We start from the raw sequence: 23,873 nt of genomic DNA on the forward strand, positions 1-23,873 counted from the left end.
AGAAAGGATTTTCATTCAAAAAACGTGTAAAGTACTCTTACTTGATAGATGCATCGAAATTAGTTGCAATGCACGCTCTTATATGATAAATTAAGTTGTATGCGAATTAAGAAATGCATCGCTTAATCTTCAGTTACGAGGAGGTACAATAATGGCAAAACAATGTGTTATCACAGGACGTAAAGCACGTTCAGGAAACAATCGTTCTCACGCGCTTAACTCAACTAAACGTACATTTGGTGCGAACCTTCAAAAAGTCCGCATTCTTATTAACGGAAAACCTAAACGTGTTTGGGTCTCTGCAAGAGCTCTTAAATCAGGTAAAGTACAACGCGTATAATTACAATGGCGCAAAACTGATTTTCGACTAACGTTTAGTCGTGAATAAAATGAAATACCAGGCTGAGAAAAAATCAGCCTGGTGTTTTTTCGTTTTTCTTCTTCTTTTTCTTATTTGATGAATTCGGTTGCTCATCTTTCCTAAATACGTACATACACTTCCTGACAAAACCACTCACAAACTTAGGTAATGTAAATGTATAAACGCGCAACTCCCCACTCCTTTCAAGCATCTGAACTCCTTACCATTAAGCATATGCCTTCATGGAATGAGATAGTACAGTTACTAGAAGCAGTCTCATTACTTGTGAACTTTGTCATCCCTGTCTCAAGCGTCTCGTTAAGTGTCTCGTATTTAAACCCAATGAGTGTAAGCCCCGTTACTTTTCCCCCGAAAGGAAAAAATGATACGTATGGGTAATTAGGTTTCTTTGTAACCTCATGAACTGTAGGTAGTAGCATAGACAGTTCGTTTGTTTCGTTTCGAATCGAAAATGAGATAGCAGGGTTCTCTGTTTGCAATCGATACAGCAGATGGAGTGCAGCCTCCGTATGATCTAACCTACCGCCAGTTACCCCAGTCAAGACCACGTGCTCTGGCTTATAAGTTAAAGCGCGACTGACTGCAAGCTCAGTATCCGTCTCATCTTTCTCAGAGCGATACCGATCGACTATCAGCACAGAATCCCTAATCACTTTATACTCTTCTCTTGAAACCGAATCAAAATCGCCCACTGCCTCTTCCGGAATAATTCCTTTTTCAAGCAGGTGAAATGCGCCTCTGTCCGCACCTATAAAAATTGTCTCGTCTATTTGAAATTCCGATAGTTCCGCAACTTCTGGTCCTCCCGCGCAGACAACAGCATACTTCATTTTACAAGTGCTCCTACTCCCGCCGCTCTGAGTTGTTGCAAAGCTTCTGCCCGGTTATCTTTATTATAAATAGCCGATCCAGCAACTAAAATCGTGGCTCCTGCTTCAACGCAAGGAATAATTGTTTCTTCGTCAACGCCGCCATCAATTTCTATTTCTATTGGCAAATTTTGTTCTTTAATGATTGTCGACAGTTGTTTGACTTTCGGCAAGACTGACTGAATGAACTTTTGTCCACCAAAGCCCGGATTCACTGTCATAAATAGCACCATGTCAACTTGATCAAGCACATGCAGAATGGATTCTAGTGGGGTATGCGGATTCAAAACGACCCCTGATTTCGCTCCTGTTGAACGGATAAGTTGAAGTGTACGATGTAGATGCGGACATGCCTCTACATGGACGGAAATGTAATCTGCTCCGGCTTTTGCAAACTGTTCAATATAAGCATCTGGATTCTGAATCATAAGATGAACATCAAGCGGCAGTTTCGTTACAGGCCTTAACGCCTCAACAACAATGGCACCCATTGTAATATTAGGAACAAAATGACCATCCATAACATCAATATGAATGAGATCCGCTCCGGCTTTTTCTACCTCTATTACTTCCTCCGCAAGTTTGGAAAAGTTTGCGGCTAGTATCGATGGTGCAATTTTAATCATGTTTTTCATACCTCGGCTTTCTGTCTGTTATTTCCTGTAAAAAATACAGATAGTTTTCGTAACGGTGTTGAGCAATTTCGCCAGTTTCTACTTGTTTTTTAATCTCACATTTCGGTTCATTTAAATGTAGACAACCTCGAAATTTACACATATCAGAAGCTTCATCCATTTCGATGAAGTAACGAGACAGTCGCTCCTTTTCAATGTGTTCCATTTCAAGAGAACTGAACCCAGGTGTATCGGCAACAAGACCTTCGGCAACTTCCAATAGTTCAACATGTCGCGTTGTATGTTTTCCACGTCCAAGTGCCTCTGATATTACACCGGTTTTCAAGCCAAGTGAAGGAAGTACCGTATTTAATAGCGTTGACTTTCCTACGCCGGATTGACCAGCCAATACAGTTGTCTTCGCTTTTAATATCGGCTTAAGTCTTTCTGGTAGAGTCTCGTCATCTATAAACGTGCTCAGTACCTGATAACCAATTTTCTCATAGTATGCCGCAGCCTTTTTAGCTACTTCTATCATTTTATCGCTTGCAATATCTATTTTTGTCAAACAAATAACAGGTCGAACACCAAAAGATTCAATAACAACTAGAAATCTATCCAATAAGTGTGCACTGAAATCCGGCTCAACAATTGAAAATACGAGTAATGCTTGATCTACATTCGAAATTGGCGGTCGGACAAGTTCGTTTTTTCTTTCGTGCACAACAGTCACAGTTGCATCATTATCCCCGTCTGGAACATATGTGACAAAATCCCCAACCAAGGGATGTACGCCGCGTTTTCTAAATACGCCACGTCCCCTACACTGCACTAATTTGCCGTCATTTTCCACATAATAAAAACCACTAATTGCTTTTCTAATTTGTCCCTCCAATATCCTCACCACTTCCTAGTCGGCATCGTCGTAATCAAATGACTTATCTGCAATCTCTTTGGAACCTCGCATGATTCTGTACCCGCCACGTTTACCTTCTTCAAGCTCAATTGTTATTCGTCTTTCCGTTTTCTCGGTAATTTCAAACTCATCAAATAAAACAGCCATCGAGTTTTTGCGGTCTTCTATATATACACGAATTACTTGTGGTACTTTTTCTACTTCATCTTTATCTTTATCTTTATCTTTATCTTTATCTTTATCTTCCGCTTCGGATTCCGATTCTAGCTCCTCTGGGACGTAGTCAATCGCGACTGTTTCCAGAATGTATCTTACCGGTTTCTCCTCCGGACCTTTGGATTGAACAACTTCAATTTTTCCGCCCTTGACTACTTCTGTTTCTGCCGCCGGATTTTGCGAAATGACCAATCCTTTTTCAACGGTTGAGGAATGTTCTTTACGAACAATTACGATGTCAAATCCAGACGTCTTCGCATACTCGGAAAGCTTATTTTCATCATATCCGATTAAACTGTCAAGTACACGGAGTTCTTTCCCCTTACTTACCGTAAGAAGAAAATCCGTATCAGCAAGTACGATTTTTTCACCCGCTTTTGGTTCCTGTTCAATGATAGTTCCGACTGGTTCGTCTGAATAGACAGGATTCTGGACGACTGATTTAAATTCATAGTTTTTTAGAATGTCCATCACTTGATCGATATCCCTATTCGTGTAATCAGCGAGCTCCGTCGTCTCTTTTCCGATACTTAAATACAATGTTATTAAAGTTTTCGACGGTCGTCTTTTCTCGGCTTCGGGAACAGTACGAATGGCTTTCCCTGTTTCAAACTCATCACTATTTTGTTCAATTCGTTTTTCAATGATAAATCCTTTTTCTTCAAGCAGGTCGACTGCTTCCGCCTCATCCAAATTACTCACATCGGGTATTGCAATCTTCTGGAACCCAGGTAGGAATAACAGCAGAATCACTGTAATTGCAAGACCACCAAGGATTGCTGCAAAAATTGGCCACTTTTTTCGTTTCCGTTTTTCAGGAAGCTCAGGCGTTTCTTCCACCTCTATCGGAGGGTGGGCTTTCGTTTTTTCTACACTCCCAAATTTTGAGGTATCTGTAATCGCTGGGATTGCGCGTGTCGCATCATCATCGTAAGTAAGAGAAAACACCTTTTCATTTGCGCGTTCTGCAGACAAAATCGTAGCCAGGTCTTCTTGCATCTCATCCGCTGATTTATAGCGTGTTATAGCATCTTTTGCTGTTGATTTGAATATGACATTTTCTACACTTTGAGGGATTGAAGGATACAATTTTCGAACTGACGGTATATCTTCTTGCAAATGTTTTAAAGCAATAGAAACAGCTGATTCTCCCGAGAAAGGTAACTCTCCCGTTAACAGTTCGTAAAAAACAATTCCTAAAGAATATATATCTGACTTTTTCGTAGCCATTCCACCACGTGCTTGCTCAGGGGATAAATAATGAACTGTTCCAAGAACAGAATTTGTCCTCGTATGCATTGTTGCACTAAGTGCCATTGCAATACCAAAATCTGTTATCTTCACATTTCCATCCAGGTCCATCAAAATGTTTTGCGGTTTGATATCCCTGTGAATAATCCCATTATAATGTGCATTTGAAATTGCAGAAACTAGTTGCTGCATGATTGGCACTGCCCGTTCTGGGGTCAATGGTCCATCCGAGACAATAAACTCTTTCAACGTTTGGCCTTCTACATATTCCATAACTAGGTAGTGTAAAGTACCATCTTCATCTACATCGTATATATCAACAATATGCGGATGAGTTAGGCTTGTTGCAGAATGCGCTTCCCTCATAAATCGCCGCTTCAGATCTTCTTCATTAGAAAAATCATAATTAAGTATCTTTATGGCGACTTCTCTATCAAGAATGATATCGTGTGCAAGATAAACACGCGACATTCCCCCGCCACCAATAAACCTTAATATTTCATAACGACCACTTAGTCGATTTCCAATCATTCCATCGACACCTCCTCAACCGAAGGCTTTAGTAAAATAACCGAAATATTATCTTCCCCACCCATTTCATTTGCCAGATTAACTAATGTTTCTGTTTTTTCACGTAATGAAACAGCAGATAAAATAATGTTCTTCATGGTCGCCGAGTCTACCTTATTACTTAATCCATCTGTACAAATAAGGAGATACTTTTCTTCCTTCAGATCCAATGAGAAGAAATCGGGATCAATTGTTCTTTCAGAACCAAGTGCTTTCATAATCCAATTTCGGCGTGGATGAACAGCTGCTTCCTCTTCTGTAATTTCTCCACTGTCAATTAGAACATTCACATAGGAATGATCCGTTGTCACCTGCCTAATTTCATCTTCGTTAATCGAATAAATTCGACTGTCTCCGATATGTGAAATCAAACAAGTATCGCCATGAATTAGAACTGTATCCAGTGTCGTACCCATTCCCTTGAAATCTTCATTGTCATTTGCATAATTGAAAAGTGACCGATTAACATAGTAAATTGTTTCCTTTAACCATTCCAACCAGACTATTTCCTGTTTGTCTTCAAGATTTTCAAGTTTCATGAATTCTTCACCGATTACTTTAATAGCGGTTCTACTCGCGAAATCACCTCCACGATGTCCACCCATTCCGTCTGCAATAATCGCAAGTATGATTCCATCAGGGAGCGTGAAGACGGCTGCCCCGTCTTCATTTACTACTCTTTTTTTCCCTATGTCTGAAAGAATTTCAAATTGCACCAATATCCCCCCAATTAATAACTAGTTAAGTTGAAGTAAAGATCCTAAGCATACGGAGAACTTGAACAAACCGTTGATTTTCGTTCCGAGCGGACAGAGCGGAAAGTTACAGTTCGATCTTTCCCTGACGCTTTCTAGCTTCAGGTGCTAGATGAAAATCAAGTACATGTATAATTTCTGTACAGAACACAGAAATTATACAAACCGAACTTTACGCCGTTCGGCTCGCTGGAGTCGCCGCTCTTCACTACAATCAACTAGATGTCGTATTCATTAGTTCAATATAGCTATTTAATTCTTTTTGCGCAGTGCTGCTACGAAAAAGCCATCCCCGCCAAAATGCTGCGGAAGGACTTGAAGTGTATCTCCTTCAATTGCAAGGTTTTTATTATCCTTAAGAGTCGGCAACGGAATCAATTCCATGTTCTCATTTGTTTTCAAGAACTTTTCGACCATGCCACGATTCTCTTTATACTCTACGGTACACGTGCTATAAACAATGATGCCATTTGGTTTGATTAGTTTTTCGGCTGTCTCAAGCAGCTCTGATTGAATGGTTAGCAACCCTTCAAGATCTGATTCATTTTTAACGTATTTTATTTCTGGCTTTCTTCGAATGACTCCGAAACCAGTACACGGTGCATCAAGAAGTATGCGGTCGAATGATGCCTCGCCGTATACGTCAACTAATTTTCGGCTGTCTCCACTTTTAGCAGTAATTGATGTTAGGCCAAGTCTTTCCGCATTCGTCTCAATCAGTTTAATTTTATGATTGTGAACATCATGGGCAAACACTTCACCTTCATTATTCATCTTTTCTGCAATATGTGTCGTTTTTCCACCCGGAGCTGCGCACATATCAAGTACTCTCATACCTGGTACTAAATCGAGTGCGTTAACAGGAAGCATAGAACTTTCATCTTGGATGGTTACGAGCCCTTTTTTGTACGCTTCTGTATTTGCAGGATTTCCCGAATTACTAATTAAGCTTTCTGCAACAATATCCCCAGGACTTACTTCAAAACCCTCGGATTCAAGTGCAACTATGGCTTCATCCCGTGTCATTTTCACCGTGTTAACACGCATTGCGATTGGCGCAGGATTGTTATTTTCATGTGCCATTGCTGTCGCGTCTTCTTCTCCGTACAACTCAATCCATCTGGCAATGAGCCATTCTGGATGGCTTGTTTCGATGGCGATTTTCGCAACACCATCTTCAAGTGTGTCTAGAGAACGCACACCTTTCCGTAGCACCGAACGCAAAATGCCATTGACAGTTGGCGCTATGCGTTTATGCCCGCGTCTCTTCGCAATTTCTACTGCTTCATGAACCACCGCGTGAGGAGGTATTTTCGTAAGGTAAACAATTTGATACAAGGACATTCTAAGTAATTCGCGTACCCATTTATCTAACTTTCCGCGAACAAAAGGTTCTAAGTAGTAGTCGAGCGTCATTCGATGTTGAAGCGTACCGTATGTTAGTTCAGTTAAAAGACCCCTGTCCTTTGCCTCTATGCCATACTTTTCAATCGTACGATGTAGCAATAAGTTGCTGTATGCTTGGTTGTCATTTATTTCTATTAGTATTGAAAGAGCTGCGTCACGGACGTTGCCATTCCATATTTTTTTATTACGATTTGTCATTCGAAACGATCTCCCTTATTCCACGCCGCTCCGACTCCCCGAATAAATTCATCTGCTGGCATTTTCTTTCTTCCAGCAGGTTGAATATTGGTGATCGCTAGTCCGGTCGCATCTCCAGTTTTTACAATAATTTTATCTTCATCAATTTCAATAATCGTTCCCGGCTCGGCGTCAGAAGTGGTTTCCACTTTTTCACCTGACCAGATTTTAACATTTGTACCTTGGAATACTGAATAGGCAACGGGCCATGGGTGAAGACCCCGGATCTTATCGTAGGTTTCTTTTCCGCTCTTGGTCCAATCAATTCGTTCTTCTTCTCGTGAAATATTTCGTGCAAATGTAACGAGTGATTCGTCTTGTACTGTTCGTTCATTTGTTTCATTTATTATTGAAGGAAGTGTTTCTTTCAAAAGTGATTTTCCTGCTGCTGAAAGCTCTGTAAATAGTGTTCCGGTATCATCCGTATCCTTGATTGGCACAGTTATTTGCGAAATGATGTCTCCCGCATCTAGTTTTTCAACCATATACATAATTGTTACGCCTGTTTCAGTTTCGCCTTCCATAATCGATTTATGAATCGGCGCGCCTCCGCGGTACTTTGGCAACAATGATGCGTGTACATTAATACAGCCAAGTTTCGGTGCTTCTAGTAATTCATTTGGTAACAATTGACCAAACGCAGCCGTAATAATAAGATCCGCTTCCAATGCAAGGATTTCTTTAAGTTCTTCGGAACCCGTCAATTTCTCGGGTTGAATAACCGGTATGTCTAATCGCATAGCTTCGACCTTAACTGGTGGCGGAGTCAACACTCGCTTTCTTCCGACTGGTCTGTCTGGTTGCGTAACAACCGCCACGACGTTATAGCCTTCTTCACAAAGCATTGATAAAATTGGTACCGAGAAATCGGGTGTGCCCATAAAGATGATTTTCGTCATAATTCTTCACCCTCCTTGGACATTTCTTCCTCCTCGGCTGCTTCCAATTCCTCAAGCTCTTCTAGTTCCACGACACGGATAATTTTCGAATCAAATAAAACCCCGTTTAAATGATCGATTTCATGAAGTATTGCGCGTGCTTCATAACCCTCAGCTTCAAGTTCATAAAGTGAACCGTCTCGCTCTTGCGCTTCTACCTTTACATAAAATGGACGCTCAACTTCGCCGTAAAGTCCTGGGAAACTAAGACATCCTTCGATTTCCACTTCTTTGCCGCCAATAGCAGTAACTACTGGATTTATAAGTTCTATTACTTCTTGGTCTTCATCTATTTCTACGATGGCCACCTGAATTGCTTCACCGATTTGCGGTGCTGCAAGACCGACACCATCTACTTCTACCATAGTTTCATACATATTATCTAAGAGTGTTGCCAGTTTTTGATCAAACTTCACAACCTCTTTACATTTTTGCTTAAGTATCGCTGATGGATACTCGACAATTTCTAGTATAGCCAAATCTGTTCCTCTTTTCTGCCTAGTTATTAAATGGACACGGGATCCACATCGATAGTCATTATTAGTCCCGATTTAATCCAATTTGTCCGATATAATCTAATAAGTTGTTGTAACGTTTCTGTTAGCTTTGGTTCTTTTTTATACTTTATCAAACATTGGTACCGATATCTATTATTCACACGGCTAACTGCTGCTGCAGTAGGACCGATAATTGTTGTTTCAGTTGATAAGTTTTCTCTTAAATATGCTGTGGCCTTATTTGCAAAGTCTGCTACTTTAAGCACGTCTTCATGTGTAAATTGAACAAGTGTCACAAAGTAAAATGGTGGATACCCAAATTGTCTTCTTGCAGTCATTTCAAGCTCATAGAACGGTTCGTAATGCTGCTCTTTTGCCAATTCTATTGCATAATGTTCTGGGGAATAGGTTTGGATGAACACTTCTCCGGGCAATTCATGTCTTCCTGCCCGACCACTGACTTGGGTCATTAATTGAAATGTTTTTTCTGCTGCACGAAAGTCTGCGAGATGGAGTGTCGTATCTGCTGCAAGCACCCCGACTAGCGTTATATTAGGAAAATCTAGCCCTTTTGCTATCATCTGTGTACCGAGTAGAATATCTGCTTTACCTTCACTGAACTCGCGGAGTAACCGTTCATGTGAACCTTTTTGCCTCGTTGTATCAACATCCATTCGGATGACCCGGGCTTCCGGAAATAGTTTCGCCACTTCATCTTGTACCTTTTGCGTACCAGTACCAAAGAAACGAATGTGCTCACTTTTACATTGTGGGCAAGTACTGGGTACCCTGTCCTCATGACCACAATAATGACATTTTAACCGTTCGTGTGCGCGGTGATACGTTAGTGAAATATCACAATTTGGACATTCAACTGTTGTTCCACAATCCCTACATAGAACAAACGAAGAAAATCCACGCCTATTCAAAAATAAAATGCTTTGTTCACCAGCTTCTAAACGAGTCCGTAATCCCTCTGACAATGACGTGGAAAACATCGATCGATTGCCCGATTTAAGCTCCTCACGCATGTCTACAACCGTGACATGTGGAAGTTCTTGGTTCCTTGCCCTTCTTTTTAACGTTAGAAGTGTGTAAACCCCTTTTGAGGCCCTTGCATAGGATTCAAGCGATGGTGTTGCACTACCCAGAACAACGGGACAACCGTAGTGTTCCGCACGTTTAATGGCAACGTCCCTTGCATGATAACGCGGGTTATCTTCTTGTTTATACGTTGACTCATGTTCTTCATCTAGAATAATAATGCCTAAATTGTCAAAGGGAGCAAATATAGCAGATCTTGCGCCGACAACCACTTTTACCTCGCGACGCTGAATCTTGCGCCATTCATCGTACTTCTCTCCTGCGGATAACGCGCTGTGCATGACAGCGACCAAAGGACCGAAACGCTCCATAAATCGCGAAGTCATTTGTGGCGTTAAAGATATCTCAGGTACGAGTACAATTGCTTCTTGCCCTTTATCCAGTACGCGTTGGATTGCACGTAAATAAACCTCGGTTTTACCGCTCCCGGTTACACCGTGCAGTAAAAATGTTTCTGGTTCTCCAACTTCAAGAGACGTAGTAATCGAGTCTAATGCAACTTGCTGTTCGTCCGTTAGGTGTTCGGGAGCAGGTCCATCTTGTAATCGCGGCGCATCTGGTTCGCGGTATATCTCCTCATATTGTTCATATGCGGCACCGCGGTCAATCAATGCCTTAAGTACGGGGTGTTGGATAGCTGCTTCTTCCATTACCTTCTTTGCACTTAACGTTTTTCCTGCGTGTAAAATCATCCAATCGACAAGTTCAACTTGTCTTTTGGCGTTTTGATGCAATGTAGCTTTAATCCGTTGAAGTTCGGCTTCTTCTTCCATTCGGATCATCCGTACTTTTTTAACGGCCGTTCGTTGGCTAATTGTTGTTTCAACCGTCACCAATTCTTCCTTAACAAGTTTTTTTAAATTGCCCAGCAACCCAAAAGACTCTGCCTCTTTCATCGGTACCCGTTTCCGATTTGCTAGAAAACTTCTAAAATCCTCATCCTCTATTTCGTCTGGTTCATCAACAAGTATGTATTTCTCATAGCGAGCTCGCATAGCAGCAGGAAGCATAACTTGCATGGCATCGATTTCGTATGACAATGTTTCCACGGACAACCAACTTGATAACGCTAGTAATTCAGCCGACAATACTGGCTCAAGATCAACCAGCTCATCTATTGGTTTTAATTTAGTAAAGTCTAGGTCACTTTCGTCTTTCAACTTCGTTATATATCCGAGCACATTTCTTCGTCCAAATGGGACTTTCACACGTAAACCTGGTTCTATTATCGATTCCATTGTTTCCGGCACAATATAATCAAACGGCCTATCAATTGGATAGGCCGCCACGTCGACAATTACTTCAGCGATCATATGTAGAGCCAATCCGTTCTTCTTCAATTATTGCTGTTAATAAAAGAGTGGCAAGATCCTTCTTAGACATTGCGGGATAAGGTTTATTCGTTCCGTTTTTCGATAATAACGTAACAACATTTGTTTCATTTCCAAAGCCACCGTCTGGATCTGTTACATCATTCACGATAATAAAATCTAAGTTTTTTGTTTTTAACTTACTTAAGCCATTTTCAATTACGTTTTCAGTTTCAGCTGCAAAGCCGACAAGTAGCTGGTTTTCTTTTCTTTCCCCAAGCGTTTGCAAAATATCTGTTGTGCGCGCAAGATTAATAACGGATTCACCATCAGACTTTTTAATTTTCTGCGTGTGGATTTCTGCTGGTCTGTAGTCCGCAACCGCTGCTGCTTTGATAACAATAGCTGCATCTTCATATTGCGCACTTACGGCAGCAAACATTTCAGCTGCACTTTCAATATTAATAACCTTCACGCCGACGGGTTTATCAAGCCCTACTGGTCCTGACACAAGGACTGTTTCAGCACCAAGTTGCGCTGCTGCTTCTGCCATTGCGTACCCCATTTTCCCACTCGAAAAATTAGATACGTATCTTACAGGATCAATCCGTTCACGTGTTGGCCCTGCTGTGATGACAACTTTCTTTCCTGCTAGCGGAAGTTCTTTGGGTTCGAATGCCTTTTCGACTAATTCAACAATTTTTTCTGGCTCTTCAAGACGTCCTTTTCCTACATATCCACAGGCAAGAAAACCTTCTGACGGTTCAATAAAGCGGTATCCATCTTCAGCTAAGCTGGCAATGTTTCGGATAACTGCCTTATTTTCGTACATATTTACATTCATAGCCGGTGCAAACCAAACTTCGGCCGTCGTGGCAAGAAGAACAGTCGTCACCATATCATCCGAAATACCATTTGCTACTTTCCCAATTACGTTTGCAGTTGCTGGTGCAACAATCACGAGATCAGCCCAATCAGCTAAGTCAATATGTGCGATGACACGCGAATCTTTTTCGTCAAACGTATCGAAAAACACATCGTTACGTGACATAGCTTGAAACGTAAGTGGCGTAACAAATTCCATCGCCGATTCGGTCATGACAACTTTCACATCCGCTCCCGCTTGGGATAACTTGCTGACCAATGCTACTGCCTTATATACCGCAATTCCACCGGTTACACAAACTAGAATTTTCTTATTCAAATACACGACATTCTTCCTCTCAAAATGACAAACTCCCAAAGAAAAACACCTTTCTTAGGGAGTATGTTGTCATTACTATTTATGAATATATGTTGAATTAAAGTTTCTAATAATACCATATAGCAGTAGATATATTATCTCTTATTAAACTTCGTCTTCATAAATGATTGATTCATCTTGTGAGCTTTTCGTTAGAACACCTGCAACAATTTCCTCAAGTGCTTTCCCTACGTCTTTTTTCGCTTGGTAAGCAGGTAAAAGTTTATTGCCCTCTTCCTGAATTTCGCGTGCACGTTTTGAAGCTAGTGTAACAAGAATGTATTTTGAATCAATTTTTTCTTTCATAGAATCGACTGATGGATATAACATTTAATAATCCCCTTTCAACATTTGTTTATATATTTTTTCAACGCGTTCTCTGCGGCAATGTTCAGCAGTGACAATTGCATTAATTCGATCACATGCATTTTGTACTTCATCATTTTCAACTACATAATCATACAGGTTCATCATTTCGAGTTCTTCACGTGCTTTCATTACACGTGACTTAATGATATCCGCTGATTCAGTGCCTCTTCCAATAAGTCGATCCTCAAGTGCTGACAAACTTGGCGGAGCTAGGAATATAAACAAGCCATCTGGAACCTGTTTACGAACTTGTGCGGCACCAACGACTTCGATTTCTAGAAATACATCTCTGCCGGCATCAAGTGTGGCATTAACATAATCTAAAGGGGTTCCGTAATAATTCCCGACGTATTCTGCGTATTCCAGCAATCCGCCTTCTTTGATGAGTTGCTCAAACTCGTCTCGAGATTTGAAGAAATAATCTGCGCCATCTACTTCGCCTTCCCGCGGGTTTCTCGTTGTCATTGAGACGGAGTATTCATAGTTCGTATTTGGTTGTGTAAAAAGCTCTTTCCTCACCGTTCCTTTACCTACACCGGACGGCCCGGATAGAACGATTAAAAGTCCCCGTTTTTTATGCATTTAATCCCTCTTTTTTTCTGTTATGCTTGTCTATCATTCGCTCAAGCGAAGTGTTTTCATACCAACTATAATTATTTTATAGTAAAACAACTTGTTCATATTATACCATATATGGACGATAGAGTGCTAAAATGGAGCAAATGAAATGAATAATGAATGAGGGATTTATATGGCATTTGATGGTTTATTCACAACAGCAATGGTTAAAGAGTTACAAATCTTAAAAGAAGGTCGCATATCTAAAATTCATCAACCTAATAAACAGGAAGTCGTTTTTCTTATTCGCTCTGGCGGTAAAAATCACCGGCTCCTAATTTCAATCCACCCTTCTTACTCACGAATTCAACTGACTGATGAAGCAATTACGAATCCACCAGAACCTCCAATGTTTTGTATGGTATTACGCAAACATCTTGAGGGCGGCTTTATCACTTCAATTGATCAGCTTGGTACGGACCGGATTATTACTCTTGATATTAGAGCAAAAAATGAGATCGGCGATGACATTGAAAGAAAAATGTACATCGAAATCATGGGCAGGCATAGTAACTTAATTCTAGTTGACCCAGAACGTGAAATCATTATCGATAGCATGAAACATCTACCACCTTCTGTAAATAGTTATCGAACAGTGTTACCGGGACAACCGTATATTCCTGCGCCACCACAAGATAAGCTCAACCCTTTTACAATGACTGAACAACAATTTTCAGAATTGCTTCCGGAAATTGAAACGGGACGCGACTTTGTTCAAACGTTTTCCGGATTTTCACCGATTAACGGTGAAGAGCTTTTACACCGGCTAAAACAAAACGCTGGCTTGGATTCTTATTCTATTTTCCAATCTTTCCTTGCATCATTCGAAGGCGAAGAAAGCATCCCGAACATTTCCGAAAAAGGTACAAGAACTGTCTTTTCAGCAGCATCGCTAACACATACAGATAAAACTATTGCTGAATTTACTTCTGTTAGCGAACTGCTCGATAAAGTCTATTTTGAACGGGCCGACAGAGAACGAGTAAAATCACAAGCAGCCGATCTTGAGCGCTGGCTTGATAATGAAGTCACAAAACTGAATTCCAAAATAAAGAAACTGCAAAAAGAAAAAGATTCTGCCGGAAAACTCGACACGTTCCAACTACACGGAGAGTTGCTCACAGCCAATAACCATGCAATCGAGCGTGGAGCCAGAGAAGCAGTTGTTGATAACTATTATGAGCAAGGGACAACTATAACAATTCCACTGGATCCTCGGAAAACAGCAATAGAAAATGCACAACGCTTTTTCACTCGCTATGCAAAAGCAAAAACAGCATTAGTCATGATTGCAGAACAGTTGGTAAAAGCCGCAGAAGATATCGAGTACTTTGAAATGATCAAACAGCAAGTATTACAAGCATCCCCAGATGACATCGCAGAAATACGTGAAGAACTGGCGGAACTTGGTTTTATGAAAGCCCGTAATGTAAAAAAACGCAGGAAAGTTAAGAAACCAAAACCAGAAGCATTCATCTCCTCAGCCGGAATCAGCATTTCTGTCGGTAAAAATAATAAGCAAAATGATTATTTAACCTTTAAAATAGCATCAAGAAATGATCTGTGGTTCCATACAAAAGATATTCCTGGTTCCCACGTTGTCATTCATCATGAGCAACCAGATGAGGAAACAATTCACGAAGCCGCCATGTTATCAGCTTATTTCAGCAAGGCCCGGGAATCATCTTCCGTGCCAGTGGACTTTACATTTGTTAAACACGTAAAAAAACCAAATGGCTCAAAACCTGGATTTGTCACTTATTTTGAACAGAAAACATTATTTGTCACACCAGAAGAAGATTTAGTACGCAAATTAAGAAAATAAATAAAACAAATTAATTTAAAGTAGTGCTGACCAAATCAATGGTTAGCACTACTTTTTTATTGATTCCATTATATTATAAGGAAGAAAGATATCCAGTAATAGCATGAAATGAAAAGAGCTTATCTATAGTCATTTCTGACGTCAGATAAGCTTTTCTGTTACTTTGTTAGTAATCCTTCTTTCAACTTTCCGTGCCAATCGAGCAAATACTCAATTGCTTCTTTGTTAATCAATCCATCTTCCTTAGTTGCTTCAATTAATGCGTTAAAATCAGTCAAACTTCTATAGGTTAAACTTTCTGCTTCAAACGCTACATCAGCCTTCTTTAATTCGTATGTAAAAATAGATACGATACCAGTGACATCGATTTCCTCTGATCGGAGTGCAGCTGCCGCATTCAAACTACTGCCGCCTGTTGAGATTAAATCTTCAACAATGATCGCTTTATCGCCACTTTGGATTTTCCCTTCGATTTGACGAATGCGTCCGTGCCCTTTTGCTGATGAGCGAACATACACCATCGGAAGCCCTAATATATCCGCAACCCATGCCGCATGAGGAATCCCAGCTGTTGCTGTTCCCGCGATAATCGTCGTTTCCGGATACTCCGTACGTATTAATTCTGCCAATCCTTCAGCAATTTGTTTACGTCCAACTGGATCTGACATCGTTAAGCGGTTATCACAATAAATTGGCGATTCGATTCCAGACGCCCAAATGAAAGGCTCGTCCGGATTTAGTTCGACTGCCCCAACATCCAATAGAATTTTCGCAATTTCTTTTTTACCCAATGTTAATTCATCCTTCCCACTGTGAAGTAATCAATTCGTATGCTGCACGCGGATCGGTTGCACCCGTTACCGCTCGACCTACAACAATATGTGTCGAACCTGCTAGACGCGCCTCACCAGGTGTTGCAATCCGTTTCTGATCATGTGCGCCACCTTCAGCAAGTCGAATACCTGGTGTCACTTTAAAGAATTCTTTGCCGCAAGTCTTTTCAATAGCAGTTGCTTCGTGCACAGAACAAACGACACCATCAAGTCCTGCCGATTTTGACAACCGCGCATATTGAAGTACAGATTCTTCAAGCGATACACCGATGAGCTGTTCTTCACGTACTTGCAGCTCTTCCGTCGACGTCAATTGAGTCACCCCAACAATACCAGGACGGCGAAGTCCAGCAGGCGTACCCTTGTCTAATCCTTCTAATGCAGCTTCCATCATCAGTTTGCCACCCGCACCGTGGACGTTTACGAGATCAGCGCCCAATTCAGCAAGTACCTCCATGGCAGACTTCACCGTGTTCGGGATATCATGAAGTTTCAAATCTAGAAATACGTCATAGCCATTCTCTTTTAACTGCGCAACGATTGCAGGGCCTTCTTTATAGTAAAGTTGCATGCCAACTTTAACGTTGATGCCACCATCAAAAGCTTTTAAAAATTTAAACGCTTGCTTCGCTGAATCAAAGTCGAGTGCAATAATCGGTGATGTCTTCAAAGCCGATGACTCCTTCCTATTAATTCGGATATATGATTAATCCCAAGTTCATCTAATCTTGAAGGTAATTCCTCAATAATAGTTAGGCATATAAAAGGGTTTACAAAGTTTGCTGTACCTACTGCGACTGCACTTGCGCCAGCAGAAAGGAAATCAATGACATCTTGCGTGTTCGTTACACCGCCCATGCCGATAATAGGAATGTTGACGACTTGGTACACTTCATGCACCATTTTAATAGCGACAGGTTTAATAGCAGGACCGGATAATCCTCCAGTTTTATTCGCAATGACTGGCTTCCCAGTCTTCTCATCAAGACGCATGCCAAGGAGTGTATTGATCATCGTAATTCCATCCGCACCACCTTGTTCAACTGCCATTGCAATTTCTTTAATGTCCGTGACATTTGGCGAAAGTTTGACGTAAACCGGCACGTTGGAAACAGCTTTCACAGCAGCTGTTAATTCCATCGCAACTTTCGGATCTGTTCCAAACGTAATGCCACCTTCTTTTACGTTGGGGCATGAGATGTTCAATTCCAATGCTTTAACATTCGGGGCCGTTGATAATACTTTTGCAACTTCAACATAATCCGCTGTTTCTGTTCCAGCAACGTTTGCGATAATCGGAACATCAAACTGTTCCAACCAAGGAAGCTCCCCTTCCATAACACCTTTTAGGCCTGGATTTTGAAGTCCAATTGCGTTTAGCATACCTGAAGCTGTTTCCGCAACACGCGGCGTAGGATTTCCAAGTCGCGTTTCCAACGTTGTTGCTTTGATCATAATAGCGCCCAACAATGATAAATCGTAAAACTTTGCATACTCTTTTCCAAAACCGAAACATCCGGATGCAGGCATAATTGGATTCCTTAATTGTAATCCAGGTAAATCTATTGAAAGTCTAGTCATATTGCTACCACCCCTGCTGGAAATACTGGACCATCAGAACACACCTTGATATAAGCCTTGTCTGTTCTGTCTGTCGTTTCACACACACAAGCGAAGCAAGCACCAACTCCGCAACCCATCCGCTGTTCAAATGACAGGAATCCTTTTTTACCTTCGTAAGCTACTTGAACCGCATTGAGCATCGGCATAGGCCCACAACTGTAATAAGTCGCAAAGTTGTTCCCTAACTTTTCCATCACATTTGTCACGAAACCTTGCGTCCCTGCTGATCCATCAACAGTTACAATATGGGTCTCCCCAAGTGCTTTGAATTCCTCTTCGTAAAAGACTACGTTCTCCGATTGGAACCCCAATATATGAACACATGTAACACCCTTAGCTGTTAATTGCTTAGACAGTTCATAAAGAGGTGGTACGCCGATACCGCCTCCTATTAAGAAGGCAGTTTCACCCGCACTCGTTTCTTCTACCGGAAATCCATTGCCTAGAGGGCCGAGAACATCGACCTCATCACCCTCACGTTTTTTCGATAGCGCTTTTGTTCCTTCACCTTCCGCACGGTATAGCAACGTAATTTCATTCAACTCTTCGTTAATTGATGCGATTGAAATCGGTCTGCGCAACAACATGTCGTAAGAATCACTTACACGAACATGAACAAACTGGCCTGGGGAATTGATTTCTTTGACCAATTTCCCAGTTAGTTTTAACTCAAATATATTATGGGCCAGTTCTTTATGTGATTGTACTACCATTATATCTTGAAGGATCATACACGCACCTCCTGCTCAGTCATCGCTTCCGCTTGGAAGGTCATCGATTCAATTACACGAAGCATAGCATCCGCCGTATCCAGTGACGTAAAGCATGGCACGCCATTTTCAACAGATTGGCGACGTATTCGGAAACCATCACGTTCTGGTTGTTTGCCTTTCGTCAGTGTATTAATCACAAATTGGGCTTCTCCATTTTTGATAACATCAAGTAGAGTCGGGCCTTCAGAGCCAATTTTATCAACCTTTTCAACCCGTATCCCCGCGTCTTGTAAGACTTTTGCAGTTCCTGAAGTGGCCAGTAAATGATAGCCAATCTCCCTGAAGCGTTTAGCCATTCCAACAATTTCTTCTTTGTCTTTATCAGAAACGGTCATTAAAATTGAACCAAATTCCTCGATTTTCATGCCCGACGCGATTAGACCCTTGTAAAGTGCTTTTTCAAGTGTTGTATCTTTCCCCATTACTTCACCTGTTGATTTCATTTCAGGTCCAAGCGTGATATCCACTCTACCGAGTTTTTCGAATGAAAACACCGGAACTTTTACATAAACACCTTTTGGCGCTTTCGCTAGCCCGTTTGGATAACCTTGTTCTATAAGCGACTGTCCAAGAATTGCTTTCGTTGCGACATTTGCCATTGGGATATTCGTAATTTTACTTAAAAATGGTACTGTTCGGCTTGAACGTGGATTCACTTCGATTACATAGACTTCACCTTTAGAAATAACATATTGAATGTTAAGGAGTCCGATAATATTTAATCCCTGAGCCAGTCTTGTCGTGTAATCTGTAATCGTAGCAACATGTTCATCCGAAAGGTTTTGCGGAGGATAAACGGCAATTGAATCGCCTGAGTGAACACCCGCACGTTCAATATGTTCCATTATTCCAGGAATGAGCACATTTACGCCATCACTGATTGCATCTACTTCAATTTCTGTACCCGTTAAATATCTATCTACAAGAACTGGATGGTCCGGACTTGCTTGTACAGCATGTTCCATATAATAGAGTAGTTCTTCTTCATGGTAGACAATTTCCATCGCACGCCCACCGAGTACATAAGAAGGACGTACTAACACTGGATAACCAATTTCGTTTGCAATCGCAACCGCTTCTTCAACTGAAACAGCCGTTTTGCCTAATGGTTGTGGAATCTCTATTTCACGAAGTGCTTTCTCAAATTTATTACGATTCTCTGCACGATCAGTATCCTCTAGGGAAGTTCCGATAATCTTCACTCCGCGTGCTTCAAGACCATCTGCAAGATTGATAGCTGTTTGCCCACCAAATTGAACGATAACGCCTTCTGGCTGCTCAAGATCAACTATGCTCATAACGTCTTCTAGCGTTAGCGGCTCAAAGTAAAGTTTGTCTGATATTGAGAAATCCGTCGAAACAGTTGCTGGATTATTGTTAATGATAATTGCTTCATAGCCCGCCTCTTGAATTGCCCAAATCGAGTGTACAGTTGCGTAATCAAACTCAACGCCCTGCCCGATTCGAATTGGACCCGAACCTAAAACGATGACGCTTTTCTTATCTGTTTGAATCGATTCGTTTTCTTCTTCATATGTTCCGTAGAAGTACGGCGTGTCTGATTCGTATTCCCCTGCACATGTATCCACCTTTTTATAGACAGGTGTAATATCATGTTCTTTACGGAAGTTATAGACTTCTTGTTCAGTAGCTTTCCAATGTTTTGCAATCGCAACGTCGGAGAATCCCATGCGTTTTGCCTCATACAATGTAACCTCTTCGAACGGATTTTCTTCAAGTGTTTTCTCTAAGTTTACAATTTTCTCGAATTTACGGAGGAAAAACACATCAATCATGCTCCATTCGTTCAGCGTTTCGACCGTGACACCACGACGAAGTGCTTCCCCTATGAAAAACAATCGCTCATCCCCAGCGCGGCGAATTCGTTTTTCAATCCATGCATGGTCCATGGTAGATCCGTCTTTTAATGACAAATCAAACTGACCGATTTCAAGCGAACGAACTGCTTTCAAAATGGACTCTTCAAATGTACGGCCAATTGCCATAACTTCGCCCGTCGCCTTCATTTGAGTTCCTAGGTTACGTTTAGCAGATTCAAATTTATCGAACGGCCAGCGCGGAATTTTCGTAACTACGTAATCAAGTGTTGGCTCAAAACATGCATAAGTTGTTCCTGTTACAGGATTCATCATCTCGTCAAGCGTAAGTCCAACCGCAATTTTCGCCGCCAATTTTGCAATTGGATAGCCCGTCGCTTTAGATGCAAGTGCAGAAGAACGACTTACTCGTGGATTTACTTCTATAATATAATAATCGAAACTATGTGGATCAAGTGCCATCTGTACGTTACAGCCACCCTCAATTCCTAGCTCACGAATAATTTTTAGTGAGACGTTCCGCAGCATTTGATATTCACGGTCTGTAAGTGTTTGGCTTGGCGCCGTTACGATAGAATCACCCGTATGTATACCCACAGCATCCACGTTTTCTATATTACAAACAACAATTGCGTTATCTTTTGAGTCTCGCATCACTTCGTATTCGATCTCTTTGAATCCAGCGATTGATTTTTCTAACAGACATTGCGTTACAGGGCTCGATTTCAATCCATTTTCGACGATTTCCTCAAGTTCCTTATCGTTTTCACAAATTCCTCCGCCGGTTCCACCGAGCGTAAATGCAGGCCGAACTATGACTGGATAGCCTATTCTTTTAACAAATGCGTAAGCTTCTTCAATGTTATGGATAATATCACTTTCAGGAACGGGTTCTCCTAAATCATTCATAAGCGTTCGAAACAGATCCCTGTCTTCAGCCTGGTGAATAGCATCTAATTTCGTTCCCAGTATTTCGATGTTTAATTCCTCTAATATGCCTGAATCATGTAGTTCAATTGCCATATTCAGCCCGGTTTGGCCGCCAAGCGTTGCGAGTAGTGCATCAGGATGTTCTTTTCGAATGATGCGACTAACGAATTCCAATGTAATTGGTTCAATGTATACCTTATCTGCGATTTCCGTGTCAGTCATAATGGTTGCCGGATTCGAGTTCACCAATATTACACGGTAACCCTCTTCTTTTAAGGAAAGACATGCTTGCGTACCTGCATAATCAAATTCCGCGCCCTGGCCAATAATAATTGGTCCTGATCCTATAACTAAAATTGTTTTTATATCTTCTCGTTTAGACATTGGCTTGCTCCTTCCGGTTGTTTGCTTCCATCAATGCTGTAAATCGATCAAATAAGTGATTTGAATCTTCTGGACCCGGTGACGCTTCTGGATAAAATTGAACCGAAAATGCATTAATGCTCGCACTTACCAATCCTTCAATCGAACCGTCGTTTAATGCTTTATGCGTCACTTGAAGATCCGTACCTTCTAATGAAGCTTCATCTACAGCGTAGCCGTGATTTTGTGCAGTTAACTCGGTTTTTCCAGATGCAATATCTTTCACTGGGTGATTACTTCCACGATGGCCATTTTTCAGTTTCACGATACGTGCACCCGAAGCAAGTGCTAAGAGTTGGTGACCCAGTCCTATTCCAAATATCGGCGCATAGCCTAAAAGTGATTTAATCGTCTCGACTGCTCCGTCAACGTCCGCCGGATTTCCAGGTCCATTTGTTAATACAATGCCATCTGGAAATAATGAACGAATTTCATCTGCTGAAGTATTATACGGAACAACAATCACATCACAATCACGTTTGTTCAATTCTCTTAAAATCCCGTGCTTCATACCGTAATCGATTAAGACGACTCGTTCTCCGCGACCTGGGCTTGGATACGGGCGCTTTGTTGACACTTGCGCGACAAGGTCTGTCGGTAATTCATAAGTACTCGCTCGAGCAATTTGCTCCTCAACATTAATTTCTTCTCCTGTAGCTGTAAGTATCCCTTTTAATGGACCTTTTTCGCGGAGTAGACGCGTTAGTTTTCTTGTATCTATCCCTTCAATACCGGGAATACCCTTCATTTTAAGCAATTCGCATAGGGTCATATCGCTTCTAAAGTTAGATGGTCTATCTGATAACTCTCGGACAACGATACCAGCCATAGCCGGTTCAATGGATTCGAAATCATCACGGTTAATACCGTAGTTACCAACTAATGGATAAGTCATAACAATCATTTGCCCACAATTCGAAGGATTAGATATTGTTTCTTGGTAACCCGTCATTCCTGTGGTAAATACAGTTTGTCCAATCGAAGCTTCGTCGGAACCAAACGCGGTGCCAGTAAATGTTGTGCCATCTTCTAATATAAGCATTCTTTTCTTCATAACTGCTCATCCTCCCAGACAACTTTTCCACCGTAAATTGTTTTAACAGGCCAGCCTGAACACACCCAGCCGTCAAATGGCGTATTCTTACCTTTTGAAACGAACGTCTCTCTATCAATTGCTTGTTCTTTGTTCAAATCTAGTAGGACGAGATCTGCTGTCGCGCCAACCTCTAGCGTACCATAAGGTAATTTAAATACGTCAGCAGGTTTTTTCGTCATCCAATCAATCAGTTGTTTTAATGACCATTTTCCTGTTTGTACGAAATTCGTATATAACAGTGGAAATGCAGTTTCTAGCCCTGTAATACCAAACGGTGCTGTTTTTGTTCCAACCGCTTTTTCATCCGCAGTATGCGGAGCATGATCCGTTGCAATAAAGTCTAATGTCCCATCTAGCAATCCTTCACGAAGCGCTTCCAAATCATCTTCTCCGCGAAGTGGCGGATTCATTTTCCAATCTGCGTCGTCTCCTGGAATATTGTTTTCTGATAGTAAAAGGTGATGTGGACTAACTTCCCCTGTCACATGAATACCTGCTTTTTTCGCATCGCGAATGACACGGACCGATTCTTTTGTACTTACATGGCAAACGTGATAATGGGCGCCCGCTGCTTCCGCGAGTAAAACATCACGCGCAATATGAACAGATTCAGCAATTGACGGAATCCCTGGAAGTCCTAGTTCCTTGTTCTTCTTCCCTTCATGCAAAGCCCCGCCGTAGATCAGCGTGTTATCTTCACAGTGGGCAACGACCGCCATGTCAATTTTCGCAGCGTCTTGCATCGCTTCGTACATCATACCCGCCTCTTGTACACCAACACCGTCATCCGTAAATGCGAAAGCACCATGTTCTTTTAATTCAGACAGGTTTGTTCGTTCTTTTCCTGCTTCTCGAATTGTAAGTGATGCATATGGGAGCACACGAATGAGTGCATTTTCTTCAATAAGATTATTAACTAGCGTTAAATTTTCTTTTGTATCCGGAACAGGTCTTGTATTTGGCATTGGACAAATTGTTGTATATCCGCCTTTTGCAGCTGCATGCGTCCCGCTTTTTATTGTCTCTTTATGTTCGCCACCCGGTTCTCGTAAGTGAACGTGCACGTCTATGAACCCTGGTGAAAGAAACAACCCCTTGCCCTCAATAACCTCTGATGTCCCAACTTCGAGTTGCTCGCCAATTTCAGCAATTTTCCCATCTGCCAAGCGAACATCCCTCGATATCATTTCCCCATCGTTGTTTAAAAGTTGAATGTCTGTAATTAGTTTTTGCATA

General features: G+C 41.4%; 22 protein-coding genes. 2 read left to right on the plus strand and 20 right to left on the minus strand.

What is annotated here, in order from left to right:
• Positions 1-151 precede the first annotated feature (151 nt).
• Positions 152-340 (plus strand): 50S ribosomal protein L28, encoded by a 189-nt coding sequence (gene rpmB / locus KSU66_RS01030; protein ID WP_269049549.1) that lies wholly within the window; start codon positions 152-154, stop codon positions 338-340.
• Between the two features lie 73 nt (positions 341-413).
• Here the strand turns inward: rpmB and spoVM are convergent, their stop codons facing one another.
• The 13 genes from spoVM to gmk all read right to left on the minus strand — a co-directional run bounded on the left by spoVM (position 414) and on the right by gmk (position 13,260).
• Positions 414-551, minus strand: coding sequence for a stage V sporulation protein SpoVM (gene spoVM / locus KSU66_RS01035; RefSeq protein WP_269049550.1), 138 nt, complete (start codon positions 549-551; stop codon positions 414-416).
• Positions 552-564: 13 nt separating this feature from the next.
• Entirely contained in the window at positions 565-1,212 is a 648-nt protein-coding gene (locus KSU66_RS01040) for a thiamine diphosphokinase (RefSeq protein WP_269049551.1), read from the minus strand.
• Positions 1,209-1,877 (minus strand): ribulose-phosphate 3-epimerase, encoded by a 669-nt coding sequence (rpe, locus tag KSU66_RS01045; RefSeq protein WP_269049756.1) that lies wholly within the window; start codon positions 1,875-1,877, stop codon positions 1,209-1,211. Before rpe ends, KSU66_RS01040 begins: the two co-directional genes overlap by 4 nt.
• Positions 1,870-2,763, minus strand: coding sequence for a ribosome small subunit-dependent GTPase A (rsgA, locus tag KSU66_RS01050; protein WP_269049757.1), 894 nt, complete (start codon positions 2,761-2,763; stop codon positions 1,870-1,872). The genes rpe and rsgA overlap by 8 nt, the downstream gene beginning before the upstream one ends.
• Before the next feature lie 12 nt (positions 2,764-2,775).
• A complete protein-coding gene (gene pknB, locus KSU66_RS01055) occupies positions 2,776-4,779 on the minus strand; it encodes a Stk1 family PASTA domain-containing Ser/Thr kinase (protein WP_269049552.1) in 2,004 nt (667 codons plus the stop codon).
• Positions 4,776-5,534 (minus strand): Stp1/IreP family PP2C-type Ser/Thr phosphatase, encoded by a 759-nt coding sequence (locus KSU66_RS01060; protein ID WP_269049553.1) that lies wholly within the window; start codon positions 5,532-5,534, stop codon positions 4,776-4,778. Before KSU66_RS01060 ends, pknB begins: the two co-directional genes overlap by 4 nt.
• 291 nt (positions 5,535-5,825) lie before the next feature.
• On the minus strand, positions 5,826-7,178 hold the full coding sequence (gene rsmB, locus KSU66_RS01065; protein ID WP_269049554.1) for a 16S rRNA (cytosine(967)-C(5))-methyltransferase RsmB: 1,353 nt from the start codon (positions 7,176-7,178) through the stop codon (positions 5,826-5,828).
• Complete coding sequence (gene fmt, locus KSU66_RS01070; RefSeq protein WP_269049555.1) at positions 7,175-8,116, minus strand: methionyl-tRNA formyltransferase; 942 nt, start codon at positions 8,114-8,116, stop codon at positions 7,175-7,177. Before fmt ends, rsmB begins: the two co-directional genes overlap by 4 nt.
• Positions 8,113-8,634 carry a peptide deformylase gene (def, locus tag KSU66_RS01075; protein WP_269049556.1) on the minus strand — a complete coding sequence of 174 codons (522 nt, stop codon included), beginning with the start codon at positions 8,632-8,634 and terminating at the stop codon, positions 8,113-8,115. The genes fmt and def overlap by 4 nt, the downstream gene beginning before the upstream one ends.
• 26 nt (positions 8,635-8,660) lie before the next feature.
• Entirely contained in the window at positions 8,661-11,069 is a 2,409-nt protein-coding gene (priA, locus tag KSU66_RS01080; RefSeq protein ID WP_269049758.1) for a primosomal protein N', read from the minus strand.
• Positions 11,059-12,276, minus strand: coding sequence for a bifunctional phosphopantothenoylcysteine decarboxylase/phosphopantothenate--cysteine ligase CoaBC (gene coaBC / locus KSU66_RS01085; RefSeq protein ID WP_269049557.1), 1,218 nt, complete (start codon positions 12,274-12,276; stop codon positions 11,059-11,061). The genes priA and coaBC overlap by 11 nt, the downstream gene beginning before the upstream one ends.
• 138 nt (positions 12,277-12,414) lie before the next feature.
• Complete coding sequence (rpoZ, locus tag KSU66_RS01090) at positions 12,415-12,639, minus strand: DNA-directed RNA polymerase subunit omega (protein WP_269049558.1); 225 nt, start codon at positions 12,637-12,639, stop codon at positions 12,415-12,417.
• Entirely contained in the window at positions 12,640-13,260 is a 621-nt protein-coding gene (gmk, locus tag KSU66_RS01095; protein ID WP_269049559.1) for a guanylate kinase, read from the minus strand.
• A 169-nt stretch (positions 13,261-13,429) separates the two neighbouring features.
• On the opposite strand from gmk, the gene KSU66_RS01100 reads away from it, so the two are divergent.
• A complete protein-coding gene (locus KSU66_RS01100) occupies positions 13,430-15,121 on the plus strand; it encodes an Rqc2 family fibronectin-binding protein (protein ID WP_269049560.1) in 1,692 nt (563 codons plus the stop codon).
• A gap of 158 nt (positions 15,122-15,279) precedes the next feature.
• Here KSU66_RS01100 and pyrE read toward each other — a convergent pair whose 3' ends face one another.
• The 7 genes from pyrE to KSU66_RS01135 are packed head-to-tail and all read right to left on the minus strand — an operon-like array spanning position 15,280 to position 23,872.
• Entirely contained in the window at positions 15,280-15,912 is a 633-nt protein-coding gene (gene pyrE / locus KSU66_RS01105) for an orotate phosphoribosyltransferase (RefSeq protein ID WP_269049561.1), read from the minus strand.
• A 7-nt stretch (positions 15,913-15,919) separates the two neighbouring features.
• Positions 15,920-16,624 carry an orotidine-5'-phosphate decarboxylase gene (gene pyrF, locus KSU66_RS01110; RefSeq protein ID WP_269049562.1) on the minus strand — a complete coding sequence of 235 codons (705 nt, stop codon included), beginning with the start codon at positions 16,622-16,624 and terminating at the stop codon, positions 15,920-15,922.
• Entirely contained in the window at positions 16,621-17,535 is a 915-nt protein-coding gene (locus tag KSU66_RS01115) for a dihydroorotate dehydrogenase (RefSeq protein WP_269049563.1), read from the minus strand. Before KSU66_RS01115 ends, pyrF begins: the two co-directional genes overlap by 4 nt.
• On the minus strand, positions 17,532-18,308 hold the full coding sequence (locus KSU66_RS01120; protein ID WP_269049564.1) for a dihydroorotate dehydrogenase electron transfer subunit: 777 nt from the start codon (positions 18,306-18,308) through the stop codon (positions 17,532-17,534). The genes KSU66_RS01115 and KSU66_RS01120 overlap by 4 nt, the downstream gene beginning before the upstream one ends.
• Positions 18,305-21,502: a carbamoyl-phosphate synthase large subunit gene (carB, locus tag KSU66_RS01125; RefSeq protein ID WP_269049565.1), complete on the minus strand. Its 3,198-nt coding sequence runs from the start codon at positions 21,500-21,502 to the stop codon at positions 18,305-18,307. The genes KSU66_RS01120 and carB overlap by 4 nt, the downstream gene beginning before the upstream one ends.
• On the minus strand, positions 21,495-22,595 hold the full coding sequence (locus tag KSU66_RS01130; RefSeq protein WP_269049566.1) for a carbamoyl phosphate synthase small subunit: 1,101 nt from the start codon (positions 22,593-22,595) through the stop codon (positions 21,495-21,497). The genes carB and KSU66_RS01130 overlap by 8 nt, the downstream gene beginning before the upstream one ends.
• Positions 22,592-23,872 carry a dihydroorotase gene (locus KSU66_RS01135; RefSeq protein WP_269049567.1) on the minus strand — a complete coding sequence of 427 codons (1,281 nt, stop codon included), beginning with the start codon at positions 23,870-23,872 and terminating at the stop codon, positions 22,592-22,594. Before KSU66_RS01135 ends, KSU66_RS01130 begins: the two co-directional genes overlap by 4 nt.
• Between the last annotated feature and the right edge of the window lies 1 nt (position 23,873).

Source organism: Sporosarcina sp. G11-34 (assembly GCF_026931025.1).

What these genes read in the sequence shown, in the direction of transcription:
- KSU66_RS01040 (WP_269049551.1), bottom strand. Translation starts at nt 1,212, where the DNA reads ATGAAGTATGCTGTTGTCTGCGCGGGAGGACCAGAAGTTGCGGAACTA.
- gmk (WP_269049559.1), bottom strand. Translation starts at nt 13,260, where the DNA reads ATGCATAAAAAACGGGGACTTTTAATCGTTCTATCCGGGCCGTCCGGT.
- carB (WP_269049565.1), bottom strand. Translation starts at nt 21,502, where the DNA reads ATGTCTAAACGAGAAGATATAAAAACAATTTTAGTTATAGGATCAGGA.
- KSU66_RS01135 (WP_269049567.1), bottom strand. Translation starts at nt 23,872, where the DNA reads ATGCAAAAACTAATTACAGACATTCAACTTTTAAACAACGATGGGGAA.
- rsmB (WP_269049554.1), bottom strand. Translation starts at nt 7,178, where the DNA reads ATGACAAATCGTAATAAAAAAATATGGAATGGCAACGTCCGTGACGCA.
- rpe (WP_269049756.1), bottom strand. Translation starts at nt 1,877, where the DNA reads ATGATTAAAATTGCACCATCGATACTAGCCGCAAACTTTTCCAAACTT.
- KSU66_RS01115 (WP_269049563.1), bottom strand. Translation starts at nt 17,535, where the DNA reads ATGACTAGACTTTCAATAGATTTACCTGGATTACAATTAAGGAATCCA.
- rpoZ (WP_269049558.1), bottom strand. Translation starts at nt 12,639, where the DNA reads ATGTTATATCCATCAGTCGATTCTATGAAAGAAAAAATTGATTCAAAA.
- pknB (WP_269049552.1), bottom strand. Translation starts at nt 4,779, where the DNA reads ATGATTGGAAATCGACTAAGTGGTCGTTATGAAATATTAAGGTTTATT.
- rpmB (WP_269049549.1), top strand. Translation starts at nt 152, where the DNA reads ATGGCAAAACAATGTGTTATCACAGGACGTAAAGCACGTTCAGGAAAC.
- fmt (WP_269049555.1), bottom strand. Translation starts at nt 8,116, where the DNA reads ATGACGAAAATCATCTTTATGGGCACACCCGATTTCTCGGTACCAATT.
- KSU66_RS01120 (WP_269049564.1), bottom strand. Translation starts at nt 18,308, where the DNA reads ATGATCCTTCAAGATATAATGGTAGTACAATCACATAAAGAACTGGCC.
- KSU66_RS01100 (WP_269049560.1), top strand. Translation starts at nt 13,430, where the DNA reads ATGGCATTTGATGGTTTATTCACAACAGCAATGGTTAAAGAGTTACAA.
- priA (WP_269049758.1), bottom strand. Translation starts at nt 11,069, where the DNA reads ATGATCGCTGAAGTAATTGTCGACGTGGCGGCCTATCCAATTGATAGG.
- KSU66_RS01130 (WP_269049566.1), bottom strand. Translation starts at nt 22,595, where the DNA reads ATGAAGAAAAGAATGCTTATATTAGAAGATGGCACAACATTTACTGGC.